The organism is Microbacterium sp. P2_F9, assembly GCF_056403635.1.
Genome location: NZ_JBFUFC010000077.1, coordinates 1 through 16,906, shown reverse-complemented (window position 1 = coordinate 16,906; position 16,906 = coordinate 1). Strand labels below are relative to the sequence as shown.

14 protein-coding genes are annotated in these 16,906 nt (G+C 68.2%); 6 read left to right on the top strand and 8 right to left on the bottom strand.

Going from position 1 to position 16,906, the window contains the following annotated elements; all coding sequences use genetic code 11:
* From AC1DVT_RS10005 to AC1DVT_RS09990, 4 genes are all read left to right on the top strand, one after another.
* Window positions 1-1,409: sensor histidine kinase (locus AC1DVT_RS10005; protein WP_477388589.1), on the top strand; the 1,409-nt coding region annotated here is incomplete at its 5' end.
* On the top strand, window positions 1,406-2,092 hold the full coding sequence (locus tag AC1DVT_RS10000; RefSeq protein WP_477388587.1) for a response regulator: 687 nt from the start codon (window positions 1,406-1,408) through the stop codon (window positions 2,090-2,092). The genes AC1DVT_RS10005 and AC1DVT_RS10000, both read left to right, overlap by 4 nt.
* Window positions 2,093-2,230: 138 nt before the next feature.
* Window positions 2,231-2,416 carry a hypothetical protein gene (locus AC1DVT_RS09995; RefSeq protein ID WP_457100209.1) on the top strand — a complete coding sequence of 62 codons (186 nt, stop codon included), beginning with the start codon at window positions 2,231-2,233 and terminating at the stop codon, window positions 2,414-2,416.
* Between the two features lie 256 nt (window positions 2,417-2,672).
* Window positions 2,673-3,395, top strand: a complete 723-nt coding sequence (locus AC1DVT_RS09990; protein WP_477388585.1) for a hypothetical protein — start codon at window positions 2,673-2,675, stop codon at window positions 3,393-3,395.
* Window positions 3,396-3,456: 61 nt separating this feature from the next.
* On the opposite strand, the gene AC1DVT_RS09985 is transcribed toward AC1DVT_RS09990, so the two are convergent.
* Together AC1DVT_RS09985 and AC1DVT_RS09980 are read right to left on the bottom strand one after the other, a co-directional pair.
* Entirely contained in the window at window positions 3,457-4,947 is a 1,491-nt protein-coding gene (locus AC1DVT_RS09985) for a PLL family lectin (protein WP_477388583.1), read from the bottom strand.
* A 93-nt stretch (window positions 4,948-5,040) separates the two neighbouring features.
* Window positions 5,041-5,619 carry a carboxymuconolactone decarboxylase family protein gene (locus tag AC1DVT_RS09980; protein WP_477388581.1) on the bottom strand — a complete coding sequence of 193 codons (579 nt, stop codon included), beginning with the start codon at window positions 5,617-5,619 and terminating at the stop codon, window positions 5,041-5,043.
* Window positions 5,620-5,720: 101 nt separating this feature from the next.
* On the opposite strand from AC1DVT_RS09980, the gene AC1DVT_RS09975 reads away from it, so the two are divergent.
* A complete protein-coding gene (locus AC1DVT_RS09975) occupies window positions 5,721-6,182 on the top strand; it encodes a phage tail protein (RefSeq protein WP_477388580.1) in 462 nt (153 codons plus the stop codon).
* On the opposite strand, the gene AC1DVT_RS09970 is transcribed toward AC1DVT_RS09975, so the two are convergent.
* Complete coding sequence (locus tag AC1DVT_RS09970) at window positions 6,166-8,088, bottom strand: hypothetical protein (protein ID WP_477388578.1); 1,923 nt, start codon at window positions 8,086-8,088, stop codon at window positions 6,166-6,168. The genes AC1DVT_RS09975 and AC1DVT_RS09970 overlap by 17 nt on opposite strands.
* A 236-nt stretch (window positions 8,089-8,324) precedes the next feature.
* Entirely contained in the window at window positions 8,325-10,112 is a 1,788-nt protein-coding gene (locus tag AC1DVT_RS09965) for a hypothetical protein (protein WP_477388576.1), read from the bottom strand.
* A gap of 283 nt (window positions 10,113-10,395) precedes the next feature.
* Here AC1DVT_RS09965 and AC1DVT_RS09960 point away from each other — a divergent pair, with 283 nt between their 5' ends.
* The gene (locus tag AC1DVT_RS09960) at window positions 10,396-10,746 is read left to right on the top strand and encodes a LysR family transcriptional regulator (protein ID WP_477388575.1); all 351 of its coding nucleotides are present in this window, start codon (window positions 10,396-10,398) and stop codon (window positions 10,744-10,746) included.
* A gap of 56 nt (window positions 10,747-10,802) precedes the next feature.
* Here AC1DVT_RS09960 and AC1DVT_RS09955 read toward each other — a convergent pair whose 3' ends face one another.
* The 4 genes from AC1DVT_RS09955 to AC1DVT_RS09940 all read right to left on the bottom strand — a co-directional run bounded on the left by AC1DVT_RS09955 (window position 10,803) and on the right by AC1DVT_RS09940 (window position 16,722).
* A complete protein-coding gene (locus tag AC1DVT_RS09955; protein WP_477388573.1) occupies window positions 10,803-12,467 on the bottom strand; it encodes an ABC-F family ATP-binding cassette domain-containing protein in 1,665 nt (554 codons plus the stop codon).
* A gap of 49 nt (window positions 12,468-12,516) precedes the next feature.
* Window positions 12,517-13,119: a hypothetical protein gene (locus tag AC1DVT_RS09950; protein ID WP_477388571.1), complete on the bottom strand. Its 603-nt coding sequence runs from the start codon at window positions 13,117-13,119 to the stop codon at window positions 12,517-12,519.
* 184 nt (window positions 13,120-13,303) lie between these two features.
* On the bottom strand, window positions 13,304-14,620 hold the full coding sequence (locus AC1DVT_RS09945; RefSeq protein ID WP_477388591.1) for an MFS transporter: 1,317 nt from the start codon (window positions 14,618-14,620) through the stop codon (window positions 13,304-13,306).
* 59 nt (window positions 14,621-14,679) lie between these two features.
* Complete coding sequence (locus tag AC1DVT_RS09940; protein ID WP_477388569.1) at window positions 14,680-16,722, bottom strand: vWA domain-containing protein; 2,043 nt, start codon at window positions 16,720-16,722, stop codon at window positions 14,680-14,682.
* Between the last annotated feature and the right edge of the window lie 184 nt (window positions 16,723-16,906).

The following is a 16,906-nucleotide window of genomic DNA, read 5'->3' as shown; positions in this document are numbered from 1 at the left end:
GCGTCAAGCGGCGCGTCCTCGGCTTCGGCGTCGCCCTGGTGATGGGTCCGCTGCTGTCGTGGTTCCTCGCCAATTTCCGCACCGAGGGGTCGATCACCTCCGAGGTGCTCGCCTACCAGCTGCTCGTCGTCATCGTGGCCCTGATCGGAGGCATCTGGCCGGCGCTGTTCGCCGCCGTCCTGTCCGGGCTGACTCTCGACTTCCTCTTCGTAGAGCCGCTCTACACCGTGACGATCGCCGATCCGCTGCACGCCCTTGCCCTCGTCCTGTACGTGATCATCGCCGTGCTGGTGAGCTACATCGTCGATCAGGCCGCACGCCGCACACGGATGGCGCAGCGCGCCGCCGCCGAGTCCGAGCTGCTCGCCACCGTCGCAGGAAGCGTCCTGCGCGGCCAGAGCGCGGTGCCCGCCCTCGTGAGCCGCACCCGCGAGGCCTTCGGCATGACAGGCGTGCGCCTCGTCGCGCACGACGGCACGGTGCTGGCGACCGATGGCGAACCGGTGCCGGACGGGCGCGTGATCCGTCTTCCGATCGGACCCGAGGACCACCCGCGCGCCACCCTTGAACTTCACGGCGGGGAGCTGGATGCCTCGGAGCGGCGTCTCGTCGACGTCATCGTCACGCAGCTCGAAGCGGCACTGGAGCGATTCGAGCTCGGTGAGGCGGCACGCGAAGCCGGGGTGCTCGCGGAGACGGACCGCGTGCGCACCGCCCTGCTGTCCGCCGTGAGTCACGACATCCGACGCCCGCTCGCGGCCGCGGTGGCGGCGGTCGGGGGCCTGCGGACCGCGGGTGCCGGCMTGACGCCCGATGACCGCGCGGAGCTGCTGGCGACCGCCGACGAGAGTCTGGCGACGCTGTCGGCGCTCGTCACCGACCTGCTCGACGTCAGCCGCGTGCAGGCCGGCGTTCTCGCGGTCTCGCTTGGTCCGGTCGACTCCGCCGGGGCGGTGCTGGCTGCCGTGGACGAGCTCGGCGCCGGCCCCGACGATGTCGAGCTCGCCCTCGATCCTGAGCTGCCCCCGCTGCAGGCGGACCCGGTGCTCCTGCAGCGCGTGCTGGTGAACGTGCTCGCCAACGCCATGCGCCACTCGCCACCCGGTCGGCGGCTGCGCGTGGCGACCAGCCGACTCGGCGGCATTGCGGAGATCCGGGTGGTCGACCACGGCGAAGGGATCTCGCCCGACCGGCGCGACGACATCTTCGCCCCCTTCCAGCGCCTCGGCGACACCGACAATTCGACCGGCCTCGGATTGGGTCTGGCGTTGTCGAAGGGATTCACCGAGGGCATGGGCGGCAGTCTCACGCCCGAAGATACCCCGGGTGGCGGGCTGACCATGGTCGTCGCGCTGCCGGTGGCCGCGGCATCCGTCTCCGCCGAAGGAATTCCGGAAGGCGTTTCATGAAGATCCTGGTCGCGGACGACGATCCGCAGCTGGTGCGGGCCCTCCGGATCACGCTCGGCGCACACGGGTACGAGGTCGTGGCCGCCGCGGACGGCGCGGCGGCCGTCACTCTCGCCGCACAATCGCACCCGGACATCGTGCTGCTGGATCTCGGGATGCCGCACCTGGATGGTGTGCGCGTGATCCAGGCGCTGCGGGGCTGGACGTCTGTCCCGATCATCGTCGTCTCGGGCCGCACCGGCTCGGCCGACAAGGTCGAGGCGCTCGACGCCGGCGCCGATGACTACGTGACGAAGCCGTTCCAGATCGATGAGCTGCTCGCGCGGCTGCGGGCCTTGTCGCGACGGACCGGTGCCCCAGGCGGCGAACCGGTCATCTCGTTCGGCGATGTGGTGATCGATCTCGCCGCGAAGTCGGTCAGCCGGGCCGGCGCACGCGTGCATCTCACGCCGACGGAGTGGCGGATGCTGGAGTTCCTCGCGCGCAACGCCGGTGCCCTCGTGACCCGGCAGACGCTGCTCAAGGAGATCTGGGCGAGCGAGAGCGTCACCGACTCCGGTTACCTGAGGCTGTACATCTCCCAGCTGCGCAAGAAGCTCGAGGCCGATCCGGCGAACCCGACGCATCTGCTGACCGAGTCGGGCATGGGCTATCGGCTCGTCCTGGACGGTTCCGTCGGCTGAGGCCTTAGACAAGCGTCTTCGACCCGGCGCGAACGCTCATGCGGGCAGCCGCGACGCCGGAAGCGCGGTTTTGTCAACCCCGGCGACCCACGAGACGCGCGGATCTAACGTCGGCGGAAGAGACACTACGGAGGAACCATGACCGAGCGAGAGAACGACGACCGGACGCAGGACGCGAAGTCACCGGCGGAGTCGGACGAGGCAACCGAGAAGCGCGGTGGGCTGGGACAGGACGGCACGATTCCGCCCGACCCCGACGGCGTCGCAGCCGGGCACACCGGGACAGCCTCGAACTTCGAGCCGGAGGAGGACGAACAGGCCTGAGAGTTCGCCGGCGACAAGTCCACCCCCCGAGGTGACCACCGTCGACTTCTGAGCGCGAAGGCGGTCGAGATCTCGGTTCGCAGGGTGCTTACCGATACCCCAGAATCGATCCATGCCGAACGTTGAGACCGCTACCGTCGACGGACACGAAGCAGACCTTCTCCGTTGCAGGTCGTGCGGCGAAACGTTCTCGGCCGAGCCTGTCAGCAGACCGTTCGGATTCCGCGTCTTCCGGTGTCCAGCGTGCGGAAAGCGGGTGTGGAGTCCGCTCACGACGGGGACTCGGGTGTTCTACTGGCTGATCCTCGGGCTGTCGGTCGTCGGGATGATCGCCGCGTTCGCCTCCGGCTGGTTCGCGATCCCCGGTGGTGCGACGCTGGTCGCGGCCACTGTCCTCATGGTCGATGCATCCCTCCGCAGACGCATCGCGGATGCCGCAGCCGTGAGCGCGCTGATCACTGCGGCCGCAGTGTCGGGGCTCTTCGCGATCCTGATCGTCGCGGGCCTCAACAACTCCTACTCGTTCACCGTGGTCGACCAGCCCGAGCAGACCATTCAGGAGGCGGGCGGAATCGATCTCATCTCCGGCGAGCAGATCTGCGGAGGCGACGAGGACTACAACAACTGCGTGAACATGCACGTCGCGATGTACAACACCGTGTGCCTCGCACCACAGTCTCCCTTCGAGGACTTCGGTGGGTCGTCGCTGAGCCCCGCATCGGTGGCGACCTGCGGGGACCTTTCCGCCTTCATCGACGACGTCCTGGCACGGGCGGACTCGTGCGGCTACGGGTGCACGACGATCGCCGACGAGAACGGCAGGTGGGGTTGGGCATTTCTCAATCCGCACGCACGTTCGACCGAGGTTCTCATTCCCGAGATCACGCACGATGAGTACTGCTGGTTCGAACTCGGCGCGATCTCGCTCGGCAACTGCCGGGATCAGACGGAGACAATCGACTCGGCGGCCTTGCGTTAGCAGCGCTCGCGAAGGCGGCGGGGCCCCCGGCGTCCGCCGGAACCCCGCCGCCCTCTCGCGTCTACGACCAGCCGTTCTCCCACCAGCCGTGCCACACGGCGTTGTCGAGACCGCGTCCGACGATGTCGAGCCGATTCGGCCCCCACGAGGCGATGTCGAGCGATGAGCTGAATCCGCCGCCCAGAGACTCCCAGTCGTGCCAGGACCCGTCGAACCACTTGTGCCACGCCGCGTTGTCGGTGCCCCGCGCCACGACATCGAGTCGACCTGATCCCCAGGCGGCCACGCCGGGTGACGACGACAGGATGCCGCCCAGCGACTCCCAGTTGTGCCACGAGCCGTCGAACCACTTGTGCCACAGCGCGTTGTCGGTGCCACGGGCGAACACGTCGAGGCGCCCCGGGCCCCACGACGCGACCGCCGGATCGCTGGTCAGGCCACCGCCGAGAGACTCCCAGTTGTGCCACGACCCGTCGAACCACTTGTGCCACAGCGCGTTGTCGGTGCCGCGCACGAACACGTCGAGGCGCCCGTTGCTCCAGGACGATGCCGCCGGCCCGGAGCTCAGCCCGCCGCCGAGCGACTCCCAGTTGTGCCATGAGCCGTCGAACCACCTGTGCCACAGCGCGTTGTCGGTGCCGCGCGCGAACAGGTCGAGACGGCCCGACGCCCAGGATGCCCCTGCCGGGTCCGCCGTGATCTCACCTCCGAGAGACTCCCAGTCGTGCCACCCGCCGTCGAACCACTTGTGCCACAGGGCGTTGTCGGTGCCCTGCGCCACGATGTCGAGCCGTCCGTGCCCCCACGATGCCGCGCCAGGCCCGGACTTGACCACGCCGCCGAGCGACTCCCACCCGATCCCCGAGGGGACCTGCGACACGTTGCCGCTGATCCGGTAGTCGACCCCGTTCGGCGTGAAGGCGACGTTGACGGCCTGCTGCTGMAGCACAGGGATCGGCAGCGAAATCGACGGGTCGACCGCAGCGAAGATCAGAGGCCGAACGCCGATGAGGTCGTCCGGGTCGCCCCACGACTGCAGGAACAGCCCGATCTTGCCCAGCGTCGAGGGCTCGATCGCCGCCACCACGGCCTTGACGGCCTTCTCGATGTCCGCCTGAGGGTCCGCCAGATTCAGGTTGCCCTTCTCCACGAGATTCGAGAGCTCCGTCCGCGCGGCGCTGACGAGATCGTTGATGAGCCCTCGCACCGCGGTGAAGGGGGTGGCATCCGACTCGAAGACGATCGCAAGCGCTCCGAGCAGCTCCGGGAAGTCCCCTGCGAGCACCTGTGCCTGCGTCGGCCGGCTCACGTTGTCGAAGCGGACGCGCCCCTGGTTCGCTGGGATGTTGGCAGACTGGCCGCCGTCGATCCCGTCCGCCCAGTCGTCGTTGAGTACCCCGCTCCAGAAGACCTGAGTGGAACCCGGTGTTCGGAACTTGGATCGGAAGCCGACCAAGACGACGTAGGGCTCGTCTCCATCGCTCCAGAAACTGTCTTCATCGGCATTGTTCACTTTCAGCCGGTCCAGCGAAATCGTCCACGATTCGGCCATCGTTGTGCTCCTCTGCAGTGCGCCCGGTCCCGGTGACCGGGCGTCGGCTGTGAGGAGTGTCGGATTGGCGGCCTGATACCCCGCCGGCGAAACTCAGTCCGCGAGCGGCGACAGCAGCGCCGCTGTCAGCGCGGTGCTGAGCCCAGGAACCGACTCGACGGGCACCGCGAGCGCCTGCAGCGTCCGGCTGTAGTAGTTCCGCGCTCCCGCGGCGAGCGCGATGTCGACGATCTGCCGGTCGGTGAAGCCGTTGTCGCGGAGCGACTGAGAATCGCCGTCGGTCATGCCCCCGGCATCCGTCGACAGCTTCTCGGCGAAGCGCATCACGGCGACGTCCGCCTGGGAGAGACCCGCGGACTCATAGTCTCGGGCGACACGCTCGAGCTGATCTTCGGTGAGGGCCTGCGCCCGCAGCGTCTTGCGGCCATGGGCGAGCAGACAGTGCGGCGACGGGATCGCGCGCGCAGCCGCCAGGGTCGCCAGCTCGAAGGTGCGCACGCCGATCGACGGGACGATCGCCCGGATGAGCGCCTCCCACGCCTGATGCGCCTCGGGGTTGATCGCCATCGCCTGGGTGTGGCTGAAGACGAACCCGTTGTCCMGCAGATCCGACTGGTACATGTCGTCGACATGGCCTTCGGCCTCATCGAGGGCAGGTGGAACGACGATCATCATGGCCTCCTCACGGCCGAGAGTCTGTCGACCCGAGGACACCAGCCTGCCACTCCTCCCAGGAGCCGGGCAGAGGTGCAGGGGCGGATAGTGTCTGAGTCATGAGCTACGCCGTTGATTTCACCACCGTTTCGACCATCGGTCTGGAGTCGTCGCCGCACGCCGACGCGCTTGCGGGGCTGCGTGCGAATGAGGCGCGCTACTTCAAGAACAAGTACGACCACGTCTTCACCGTGGAGCCCGCCGCCGAGGCGCAGGCGACCGTCGACTGGGTGAGCCGCATCCTCAAGGAGGAGCGCGATATCGTCATCGCCTCCCCCGCGCTCGAGGCGACCGCCTTTGAGGTGGATGGCATCCGCATGGCGTACGTGTTCTACGAGAGCGGCCTCTCGATCAACGTGATGTACACGATCGAAGACGGCGGCAAGCGAGCCGTCGGCTTCAAGCTCTCCGACGGCATGGACGAGCCCGATGAACTCTCGAAGTTCAAGTTCGCCCGGCAGCGCTCGAAGCTCGCCGGGACGATCCGCGGCTCCTACTTCGTCATCAAGAGCGAATACTGACCGGAGCGGATGCCGCGGCCACGGTGCGGCCGCGCAGTGAGCGCAGCGCGAACACCAGTGCCCAGTCCTGGTCGTTCGCGTACGGGTCGGCGTAGTCGGCTCGCTCACCGTTCACGCTGTGCGGGAAGACGTACGCGCATGATGCGCGCCCGTCGTCGAAGATCAGCGGCACCACCCCGCGGATGATGTTCTCCGCGCGGCGAGCGGTGGCGGCGTTGCCGGTGATGCGCGCGTGGAGCGCGAGCACGTTGCCGGTGAGTGCGCTCCAGTAGTGCGGGAACGTGTCGCCGTAGGTCTGCCGCTTCCCGAACCAGTAGCCGTCCCAGTGCCGCACCGCGACATCGTGGAGGTGGTGATCGGGCTGCACCCCGTGGAACTGGTCGAGGATAGTCAGCTGCTCTTCGCCGGCCACGAGCAGCGCGGGATCTCCCGACAGGAGGAAGGTCTGCAGCAGGATGTCCGCGGCGGGCGCGACGATGCTCTGCTCGTAGTTGACCTCGCTCGGCGGGTAGTTCCGTCCGGTCGATGCCAGCGTGCGCGCATGCTGATGGAAGAGGGCGGATGCCTCGTCCCGCTCGGCATCGAAACCGGCCTGGTGCAGCGCGTCGCAGAGCTCCAGCACCGGCAGCTCGAGCGGGTAGAACGCGGCCCCACCTGCGGCATAGAAGGCCCGGATGACGCGATAGGCCGCCAGCGCGTGGGCGGCGTCGCCATCCAGCCGGTGCAGGGCGAGGTAGAACGTCGCCACCCAAGGGGCGTTGTACAGCCGCTCCTGGCTGGCATCGCGGCCGGCATCGTTGAAGACCGCTCCGGTGGCGACATCCACCAGCTCTCGCTCGACGAACTCGACGTAGCGGGCGAGACTCCTCCGCAGCAGGTCAGCGACGGAGGGCTCCGACGCGGAGGCGATTCCGTCGCGCAGCGCGGAGAGGTAGTCGGCGAGGAGGATGCCCATCCCGATGCGCTCGCGGCCGGCGTTGTAGTCGTTGATGCGGCTGTAAAAGATCGCGTCGTGTTCGTTGTCGTAGGCGAGGAACGCACCCTCGAGCATCTCGATCGGGCCGTTGTACTGCTGATGCCGGGCGATGAACGCGCAGCGGCGTTCGAGGAGGACGGGCAGCGGTTCTTTGACCAGGATCCTGGTGCGCAGCGTCCGGTCTTCGGCCTGCACGACGAACGCGTGCTCGCCCGGGGCGGTCGCCTCGAAGACGGCTGAGAAGGTGCCGTCACCTTGCGGCGTCGCCGATGCGCCGTTCACCGTGACATCGGCTGCTGCGAATGACGGGGTCAGCCTGAGCGTGGCGGTCTCTCCGGTGAAGAGGACGTATTGGTCCCATTCGGCACGCACGAATCGGCTGCGCCGCGCAGCCTGGACGAAGAAGTCGTCTTTGTCCTCGCACGGGAAGATCACCCAGGAGATCGTTGCCTGCTCGCGGGGCGCGAGCGCGAGCGGCGCGGGATGCAGGATGAAGCATCCGCGGTCATTGCTCTGCAGGGCGACGTCCCGCTCGATGCTGTACGCGACGAGGTCACCCTCGGTGAGCACCAGGCCGAGATGCGGCGCGGCGCCGCCCATCCGCAGCGCGAGGACGAAGCTCGACGTGCCACCGCAGAACACGTGCGCGTTGCAGCGCTGCGTGTCTTGGTCGCCGCCCAGGTCGTACCGATCCTCGAGCGCCAGCGTGATGCCGATGTCGCCCACCGACGTGAACACCGGTGCCTGGCCCACGTTCGTGATGACGATCTCGGTGCGGACCGCATCGCCGTCACGGACGGTCGACACCGTCGCCTCCAGGTCGCCCGCGGCCTCATCCGAATGCAGGGACGAGATGCGCACGTCGGCGTACGGATAGTCCGGGCGCAGCCAATTCATCTGGTGYGGGTCGCTGTCGAAGATCAGTTCCACGAAGATGATTGTCCTGGCTTTTGTCGGGACCTGTTGGGCTCGCGCCGGATTCCGGAAGGATCGACTGATGAACTTCTCAGTCACGCGGCCCGAACTCTCGGATGCGCCCGCAATCGCGGATCTGCACGTCGCGGCCTGGCGTGAGACCTACGCCGACCTGCTGCCTCAGGCGCGCCGAACATCACCGATGCGCGCATGGTTCGATAACCATCCCGGGAGACGAACTCGCGAAGGCGTCAGGGCGTCGCGCAGCCGAGGCCTGTGGTCAGCGCGGCGGAGTAGTTGTAGAGCAGGTCCGCGTTGGCGCGTGAGAGGGTGCCATCGTCGGTGCGGGGCTCGAGGCTGGCTTGGAACGTGAGGAGCTTGCCGCAGGCCGTCCCGTCATTGCCGCGCTTGTTGTCGGTGAGAACCTTCACGGCCTGCTTGAGGGGTGCGGCGAGACTCACCGCGACCTTCTTCGGCAGCCCCAGCCCGTTGATCCCCTGCACCAAGAGGGTCACACCCGCCGCACCCGCTGGAACGTTGACGCTGACATTGAACGACGCTTGCGCGGGATTGCCATCCAGGTCGGTTGCGGTGCAATTCACGACCGTCGTTCCTGGCCCGAACACCGATCCGGACAACGGCGCGCACTCCAGGGGGACGACCCCGTCGACCGCATCGGTGGCGGATGCCACGTACGTCACCAGCGCGCCGGCGAGCATGGTCGCGGGGACGGTGATCGGCGCTGGGACGGTGATGACCGGCGGCACCCCGCCCGCAGTCATCTCGTACATGTACACCGACCCCGCGCGGTCGAGGTCTTCGTCGGTGAAGGCGCCGACCACCACCGTGGAGTCATCCACTGCGACTGACCAGCCGTACTCGTCGAAGAACTCGGGAGCGGACGCCGTGAGCTTGATCCCGGCGCCAAGCCCGGAGCCGACCGGCTTGTACACGTACGCCGCGCCCGCATGGCCGGCAACCCCGCCGGCCCCGTCGGGCACGGCGGCGCCGTAGGCGCCGACGACGACCACGCCGCCATCCACCGCCACTGAGCTTCCATACCCATCGCCGGTTGCGCCGTCCGGCGCGGTGAGCTTGGTCGCTGTCCACCCGATCGTGTCCGCCGGGGCGTACACGTACGCGGCACCCGCACCGTCACCCTTCTCGTCATCCCCGAAAGCGCCGACCACGATCCGGTCACCGTCCACCGCCACCGACAACCCGTACCCGTTGTTGATTGCGTTGTCGGTCGCCGTCAGCTTGGAAACATTCCATGCACCGTCGCTGCCGCGGTCATACAGGTACGCCGACCCCGCACCCGCGCCCTTTTCGTCATCGTGGTACGCGCCGACCACCACATGACCACCACCTGCCGCCACCGCGCTCCCGAAGAAGTCGCCGGGAGTGCCGTCGTACGCCACGGTCGCCGTCCCCACCCAATCGCCGAGAGCACTTCGCGCGTATAGCCAGACGGCCCCCGCCTCAGCCACCCGCTGGTCGTTCCCCGGGGCGCCGACCACCACCAGGCCACCGTCCACTGCGACGGAATAGCCGTATTGGTCGCCGGCTGCGCCGTCCGCCAGCTTGGTGCCCACCCATACGCCGAATTCGTCCTGCTGATACGCGTACGCTGACCCCGCACGGACGCCGTTGCTGTCATCGCGGGGCGCGCCGACCACTATCAGGTCGCCATCGACCGCGACCGAGAATCCGAAACCGTCGCGGGCGGTGCCATCGGGCGCGAGCAGCTTGAGTCCCGCACTCCACGTGCCGGCGCCATCCCGCTGGTACACCGACACCGACCCTGCATCGTCGGCGCCATTTACGTCATCCAGGTAGGCGCCGACCACCGCCAGGTCGCCATCCACCGCCACCGAATACCCGAACTGGCTGCCAACGGCGCCGGCGGTCGGAATGAGCTCGGTCTCGTCGAAACCGGTCGCCGCCACCGCAGGGACCGCCGCCGCACCCGCCAGTACGAACGCGGCGACCACCCCGATCGCGATCCGGCGAACTCCGAGCGCACGATGAATAGCCATTTTGATGTCCCTTCGAGCACAACGATGTGTCCCGCAAGGCATCCCCAACATGACCACGTCGCGCACTTGCCGCGCGCGACGATCCCCAGTCGTCCAGACAGGCCCCCAGTGAGGCTGACGGTAGCAGTGGCCACACACGCCTCACAAGAGCACACCTGACACAGCGACTCGTCGCCGGTCAGCCCCGTCCGCGGCGCGTATCCTGGCCGTTGAGCATCAGCAGGTCTCGTCGTCGAGCACGCGTGACTGAAGCGATTCGTGCGGACTGACGGAAAGGTTCCCTGTGAAGATCTCCGACCTGCAGCGGTTCGTCGCACTTGTGGACGAGGACGTGCACTTCCCGCGGGCAGCCGAGGGCCTGGGCATCCCCCTCCCGTCCCTGTACTCATCGATGGACAAGCTCGAAGCCGAAGTCGGGCATCCGCTCTTCACGAACACCAAGAACGGCCCGATCCTGTCGCCGGCGGGAACGCTGCTGCTGGATGAGGCGAAGCGCCAGATCGCCGCGGCGCCCGCACCGGCGGAGAAGCCCAAGGTGCCGGCGGGCGGCAAGGCCAAGGCCTCGAAGGGCAAAGGACGAGGCAAGGTGCTCAAGGGGCAGCCGAAGCCGTACAAGAAGCGCCAGGGCCGCTAGCCGCGGCCCTTCGACAAGCTCAGGGACCGGAGTGGAAGCTCAGGGACCGGAGTGGCCTACAGCTCCATGACCTGACCGGCTTCGACGCGCCACTGCCGGTCGGTCTGCACCGTCGCGAGCATCCGCCGGTCATGGGTCACGAGCAGCAAGGTGCCGTCGTAGGACTCGAGCGCCTGCTCAAGCTGCTCGATGGCCGGCAGGTCGAGGTGGTTGGTCGGCTCATCGAGCACGAGCACGTTCACCCCGCGCGCCTGCAGCAGCGCCAGACCCGCGCGGGTGCGCTCCCCCGGCGACAGCTCATCGACCGGACGATTGACGTGATCGGCTTTGAGCCCGAACTTTGCGAGCAGGGTGCGCACCTCTCCCGATGCGAGAGCCGGAACGAGTTCCTCGAACGCCAAGGCCAAGGGCTGCGCTCCCACCAGCAGTGAGCGCGCCTGGTCGATCTCGCCGATCTGCACGCTGGCGCCGAGGCTCGCCGTGCCCTCGTCCGGCTGCTGCGTGCCGAGCAGCGCGCGAAGGAGCGTCGACTTGCCGGCGCCGTTGGGCCCGGTGATGCCGATGCGCTCCCCCGCGTTCACCTGCAGCGACACGGGGCCGAGGGTGAACGCCCCCTGCCGGAAGACCGCCGAGCTCAGCGTCGAGACCACGGAGCTCGACCGAGGCGCTGAGCCGATGGTGAACTCGAGCTGCCACTCCTTGCGCGGCTCGTCGACCTCTTCGAGCCGGGCGATCCTGCTCTCCATCTGGCGCACCTTCTGCGCCTGCTTCTCACTGGACTCGGTCGCCGCCTTGCGCCGGATTTTGTCGTTGTCGGGCGCCTTCTTCATCGCGTTGCGCACACCCTGGCTCGACCACTCCCGCTGGGTCCGAGCCCGCGCGACGAGGTCGGCCTTCTTGTCGGCGAACTCGTCGTACTTCTCCCGCTGGTGTCGCCGGGCGGTCGCGCGCTCTTCGAGGTAGGAGTCGTAGCCGCCGCCGTAGAGCCGGTTCGAGTTCTGCGCGAGATCGAGCTCCAGCACGCGCGTCACGCAGCGGGCGAGGAACTCGCGGTCGTGGCTGACGAGCACGACTCCCCCACGGATGCCGCGGACAAAGGCCTCGAGCCGCTCGAGGCCGTCGAGGTCGAGGTCGTTGGTGGGCTCATCGAGCAGCACGATGTCGAAGCGGGACAGAAGCAGCGCCGCGAGCCCGACGCGGGCCGCCTGACCGCCGGAGAGCGAGGTCATCGTCGCCTGCTCGGCCGCTGCCCCGTTGAGTTCGAGGCCGAGGTCGGCGAGCACGACCGGGAGACGCTCATCCAGGTCGGCCGCGCCGCTGGCCAGCCAGCGATCGAGCGCCGCCGAGTAGACGTCAGCTGGATCGGCGCCGTTCTCGCTCAGCGACGGGTCGCCGAGGGCTTGGGCCGCGGCATCCATCTCACTCGTCGCCTCAGCGCATCCGGTGCGCCGCGCGATGTACTCGGCGACGGTCTCGCCCGGCACGCGTTCGTGCTCCTGCGGCAGCCAGCCGACGAACGCATCGGAGGGCGCCAGTGCGATGGTGCCCGCCTGCGGCTCGTCGACGCCGGCGAGCAGCCGCAGCAGGGTGGACTTTCCCGCTCCGTTCGCACCGACGACCCCGATCACGTCGCCCGGGGCGACGGTCACGTCAAGCGAGTCGAAGAGGGTGCGATGGCCGTAGCCTCCGGCGAGGCCCTGGGCCACGAGTGTTGCCGTCATCCATCAATTCTCGTTGAGCGCTCGGGTGCCGAATGCACCATCCTGACTCCTAGCGAGCGCGCACCCCTGAGCTCTTGAGCTCGAGATTGGCCAGCGCACGCATGACGTCCTCGTCACCGCGCCGCCAGGCGGCCATCGCGTCGGGATCGATCTCCGAGAGCGCCGAGACCTTCTGGGTGGCGAGGGCCCGCAGCGCGAGAAGGTCGACGCCCACGCCTGACTTGACCATCGCCTTGGCGTGGCCCGCCTTGCGCGCGAATCGGAACCTCGGCACGAACCAGAGCAGGATGATCGTGAGCATCGGCAGAAGCGCGATCCCGATGCCGAGCCACATGGCGAGCTGGTGGATGGCCTCCTGCTGGCTGACCCCCGCCGCCTCGAGCATCGCACCGGCCTCACTTGCGGCGTCGAAGGGGACCCTGATTCCGTTGCCGATGACGAACACTCCACCGAGGAAATCGCCCACGTCGGTCATGGTCGCTTCGAAGCCGTTGCCCGCCGCGGCCATCTGCTCACCGAATACGGCGAGCTTGTCGACCAATCGGTACACGCCGATCCCGAGCCACACCCAGAGGGCCATCATGGCGAGGGCGAGCAGGTCGCCGAGGATCTGGCGGGTCCGGCGAGGGCCATAGTCGGAGTACAGCCTCATGACTTCATGCCAGTCGCAGATACGACTCGAACACTCATAGATCCCCTTTTCGGCGCACGACAGCGTGACAAAAGTGCGGGCGGCTGACAGCCAGTCCCACACGGGTCGATCGGATAGCGCCCCAGCGCTTCGACCCTCACGCGCAATCCTACGTGGCGCGCCAGACAGTCCACTCAGCGGAGGCTCACCTCGCGCGCTTGGGCCCTCGAGGCTTGTCCAGGCCGATGCGGATGCGGGTGCGCTTGCGCTCGAAGATGATGAAGGCCATGCCGATGAGCCACAGTGGCACCTGCATGAGGAAGGCGAACCGGAACGCCTCGAGCGAGTAGGTGTCCGGAGTTCCGGCACCCTGCAGGTCCAGAGCAACACCGATGAGGTAGATCGCGATCAGGCCGGCGAGGAACCCGCCTGAGTTGGTGATGCCGGTCGCCGTGCTGAGCCGATGGCTGGGGTTGTGCGTGCGCGCATGGTCGAACGCGATCATCGATGCCGGGCCACCTGTGGCCAGCGCGATCGCCAGGACGAACAGCAGCCACAGCGGGGCGGGTCCCGGCCACGCGATCACGACGAGCCAGACGAGCATCTGGATCGCCACCGTCGGGAGCACCAGCGCGTGGGAGCGCAGGTGCGGCATGCGGGTGGACAGAGCCCCCAGAACAGGGCCGAACGCGATGCCGGCGAGCACCATCGTCGTCGTGATCGCCGCGGCCTGGGCGGGCGTCGTGCCTTCGCCCTCGGTGAGGAACGGGATGCCCCACAGCATGATGAAGGCGGTGCCGGCGAACGGCGTCGTGAAGTGAGACCAGAACGCCAGGCGCGTGCCCGGGTGCGACCACGCAGCCCTGATGCCGACGCGGTTGTCGATGGCGGAGGTCACGACCCTGATCGCTCCCGTGTCGGTATTGACGGAAACATCCGCTGTGCGGTCCGGAGCGTGGTTGCGGATCACTCCGAAGACCAGAACGGCGAACAGCACCCCGAGTCCCGCGAGGCTGCCGAACGCGATCGACCACGTGGTCGCATGGAGGAGCGCGGCGAGCGGAATGATCGCGATGATCTGACCGAGCTGCCCGCAGATCCCGGTCAGCTGAACCATCACCGGTGCGCGCTGAGCCGGGAACCACGTCGAGATGAGCCGGAGGACACCGGGGAAGACCGCCGCGTCGCCCGCACCGAGCAGCATGCGCGCCGCGATGGCGACGCCCACGTTGGGCGAGAAGGCCATCACCAGCTGCCCAACCGCCATCAGCACCATCCCGATCGCCATGACGGGTCGTGACCCGAAGCGGTCGAGCAGCACCCCCACCGGGATCTGCATGAATCCGTAGACGCCGAGTTGCAGCACGGCGAACAGCGAAAGGGTCGAGGCGTCGACGCTGAATCGATCCGCCGTGTCGACGCCGACCGCCGCCAGCGAGGTCCGATTCGTGACCGCCAGAACGTATGCGGTGACGCCGACGCCCCAGATCAGCCACGCACGCCACGACGACGTGGAGCGCATGGGAAGGGTCACAGAAGTCCGACGTCGAGGGGCGTGGTTTCGTCCAGACTATCCCGCCGTCACCACCAGTACCGGCCCCGCAGCATCTCGCCGAAGTCCTCCGGCGCACCCCGCCCGGTGTGGCGGGAGCCGAGGTAGCTCTCCACGACCGCTCGCCCGAGGTCGTCCAACTCGGGAGTGACGACGCTGCCGCCGGCGCGGCGCGCGAGCGCGCCCACGAATCGCGCGAGGCCGGGGTCGTCTCCCAGCAGGAAGAAGGTCGTCTGGGCGCCGAGCCGATGCACCGTGTCGAGCTCCCGCACCGTGACGGCGACCGTGCGCGGATCCGGCGGGTAGGCGAAATGCACCGAGCCATCCGGGTTGAGATGCGACGTCGGCTCGCCGTCGGTCACGATCAGCAGCACCGGCTGCGCTGTGGGGTTGCGCCGGAAGTGCCGCTGGGCGAGCAGCAGCGCGTGGTGCAGGTTCGTACCCTTGTCCCACACGCCGTCCTTCGCGGTCAACCCCTCGATATCCACCACCTCCGCGTGCCGTGCGAACGCGATCAGCTGCAGGCTGTCGCCGCGGAAACGGCTCGAGATGAGGTGATGCAGTGCGAGTGCCGTGCGCTTCATCGGCACCCATCGCCCGTCCATCACCATCGAGAACGACGTGTCGACGAGCAGCGCGACGGCGGCCTGAGTGCGCTCCTCGGTCTCGACCACCTCGACATCGCGCGTCTCGAGTCGGACTCCGAATGCCGCGTCCCCGCCATCCGCGACGGTTCGCAGCACCGCGTTCGAGACCGTGCGCGGAATGTCCCACGGCTCGGTGTCTCCGAACGCCCACTCCCGAGTGGAGCCGGTGAGGTCGCCCGCGGCGCCGGCGTTGCGCGTCTCGCGGCGGCCCATGCGCCCGGACTGCCGTGTCGCGATGTCGCGCAGCAGCGCACGGCCCAGCTGCCGCATCGCCCGAGGGGTGAGCCGGAGCGCACCGTCGGACGCACGATGCAGCATCCCGGTGTCCTTCAGCTCCTGCTCGAGGTCGCGCAGGGCGCGCGCGCTGACGGCGGCATCGTCACCGACGAGCCGCCCGAGCGCATCAACATCGATGTCGTCCATGCGCGCACCCGGATACGACTGACCCAGTTGATCCGACAGGGAGTCGAGGTCGGCGAGATCCTGCATGATGCCGGTCGCCTCGCCGAGACCGACGCCCTCTTCGCCGGAGAAGGATGCCGAGCCGCTCCAGTCCTCGCCAGGTCGGAGCGAGCGAAGGTTGTCGTCGAGCCGTGACAGCGACTGCATGAGCTCCGGCGACCCGAACGCCTGCGCGGCGAGGCCTGCCAGCTCCTCCCGCTGCTCGGGAGTCATCGAGTTGAGCATCCGCTGGGCCGCCGCCGAGCGCTCGGCGAGGGTGTCCAGCAGCTCGTCGAGGTTCTGCGGATTCTCGGGGAACTGATCGCCATGCTTCTGCATGAACTCGTCGAAGTCCTCCGCAGTGTCTTCTCCGAGCCGACGCTTTTCGAGCAGGTCGTTGAGGTCGCTGAGCATGTCGCGGATCGCCTGGCGATCGGCATCCGTCGCGCTCTCGAGAGCGTTCTTCATGCCCGCGAACCGCTGGTCGAGCATTTCACGCCCGAGCAGCTCTTTGATGCGCTCGTAATCGGCACGCGCCGCGGGGCTGTGCCACTCGTAGTCGGTCAGGTCGTTCACGGCGGCCGCGGTGCTGTCGGGCAGGTTCTCGAGCCGCATCTCGGCGAATTCACGGGCGTCGTCGTCCAGGTCCACGTCGTTGGCGAGGCGTTTGCGCTCTTCGAGCACGGCGTGGTCGAGGAGCCGCCGCACCTCCTCCAGGGTGCCGTCGAGACGATGCCGAGAGACCAGTTCGGCGCGCCGCTCACGCACGCGCCGCGCTAGGTCGTCGAGGCCCAGCCGGTCACGGGAGCCGCGGCGCAGGTACTCGCGCATCGCGCGCTCGGCGGAGGTGCCCGACATCACATCGAGCCCGATCGCCTCCAGTGCCTCCTGGACGGGCACCGGCGGAGCGAGCGGATCCGGCCCGCCGGCGTAGCGTCCGTAGCGGTTGGTGTGCGCGGCCGCGCGATGGAATCCGCGGACCATCAGCGGCCCTTCGACAAGCTCAGGGACCGGTTCCCCGCCGGTCGTTGAGCGAGCATCGGTCGCTGAGCTTGTCGAAGCGTCCGATGCGACTCCGGACCCTTCGACAAGCTCAGGGACCGGGTGTCAGCCATACACGGTCTCGCCATCGGCGCTGTCCTTGCTGATCCGGCGTTCCAGGTAGAGC

Excerpts from the sequence above, each read along its gene's own strand:
- AC1DVT_RS09965 (WP_477388576.1), bottom strand. The coding sequence starts at position 10,112 with ATGGCTATTCATCGTGCGCTCGGAGTTCGCCGGATCGCGATCGGGGTG.
- AC1DVT_RS10000 (WP_477388587.1), top strand. The coding sequence starts at position 1,406 with ATGAAGATCCTGGTCGCGGACGACGATCCGCAGCTGGTGCGGGCCCTC.
- AC1DVT_RS09975 (WP_477388580.1), top strand. The coding sequence starts at position 5,721 with ATGAGCTACGCCGTTGATTTCACCACCGTTTCGACCATCGGTCTGGAG.
- AC1DVT_RS09945 (WP_477388591.1), bottom strand. The coding sequence starts at position 14,620 with ATGCGCTCCACGTCGTCGTGGCGTGCGTGGCTGATCTGGGGCGTCGGC.
- AC1DVT_RS09995 (WP_457100209.1), top strand. The coding sequence starts at position 2,231 with ATGACCGAGCGAGAGAACGACGACCGGACGCAGGACGCGAAGTCACCG.
- AC1DVT_RS09950 (WP_477388571.1), bottom strand. The coding sequence starts at position 13,119 with ATGAGGCTGTACTCCGACTATGGCCCTCGCCGGACCCGCCAGATCCTC.
- AC1DVT_RS09940 (WP_477388569.1), bottom strand. The coding sequence starts at position 16,722 with ATGGTCCGCGGATTCCATCGCGCGGCCGCGCACACCAACCGCTACGGA.
- AC1DVT_RS09955 (WP_477388573.1), bottom strand. The coding sequence starts at position 12,467 with ATGACGGCAACACTCGTGGCCCAGGGCCTCGCCGGAGGCTACGGCCAT.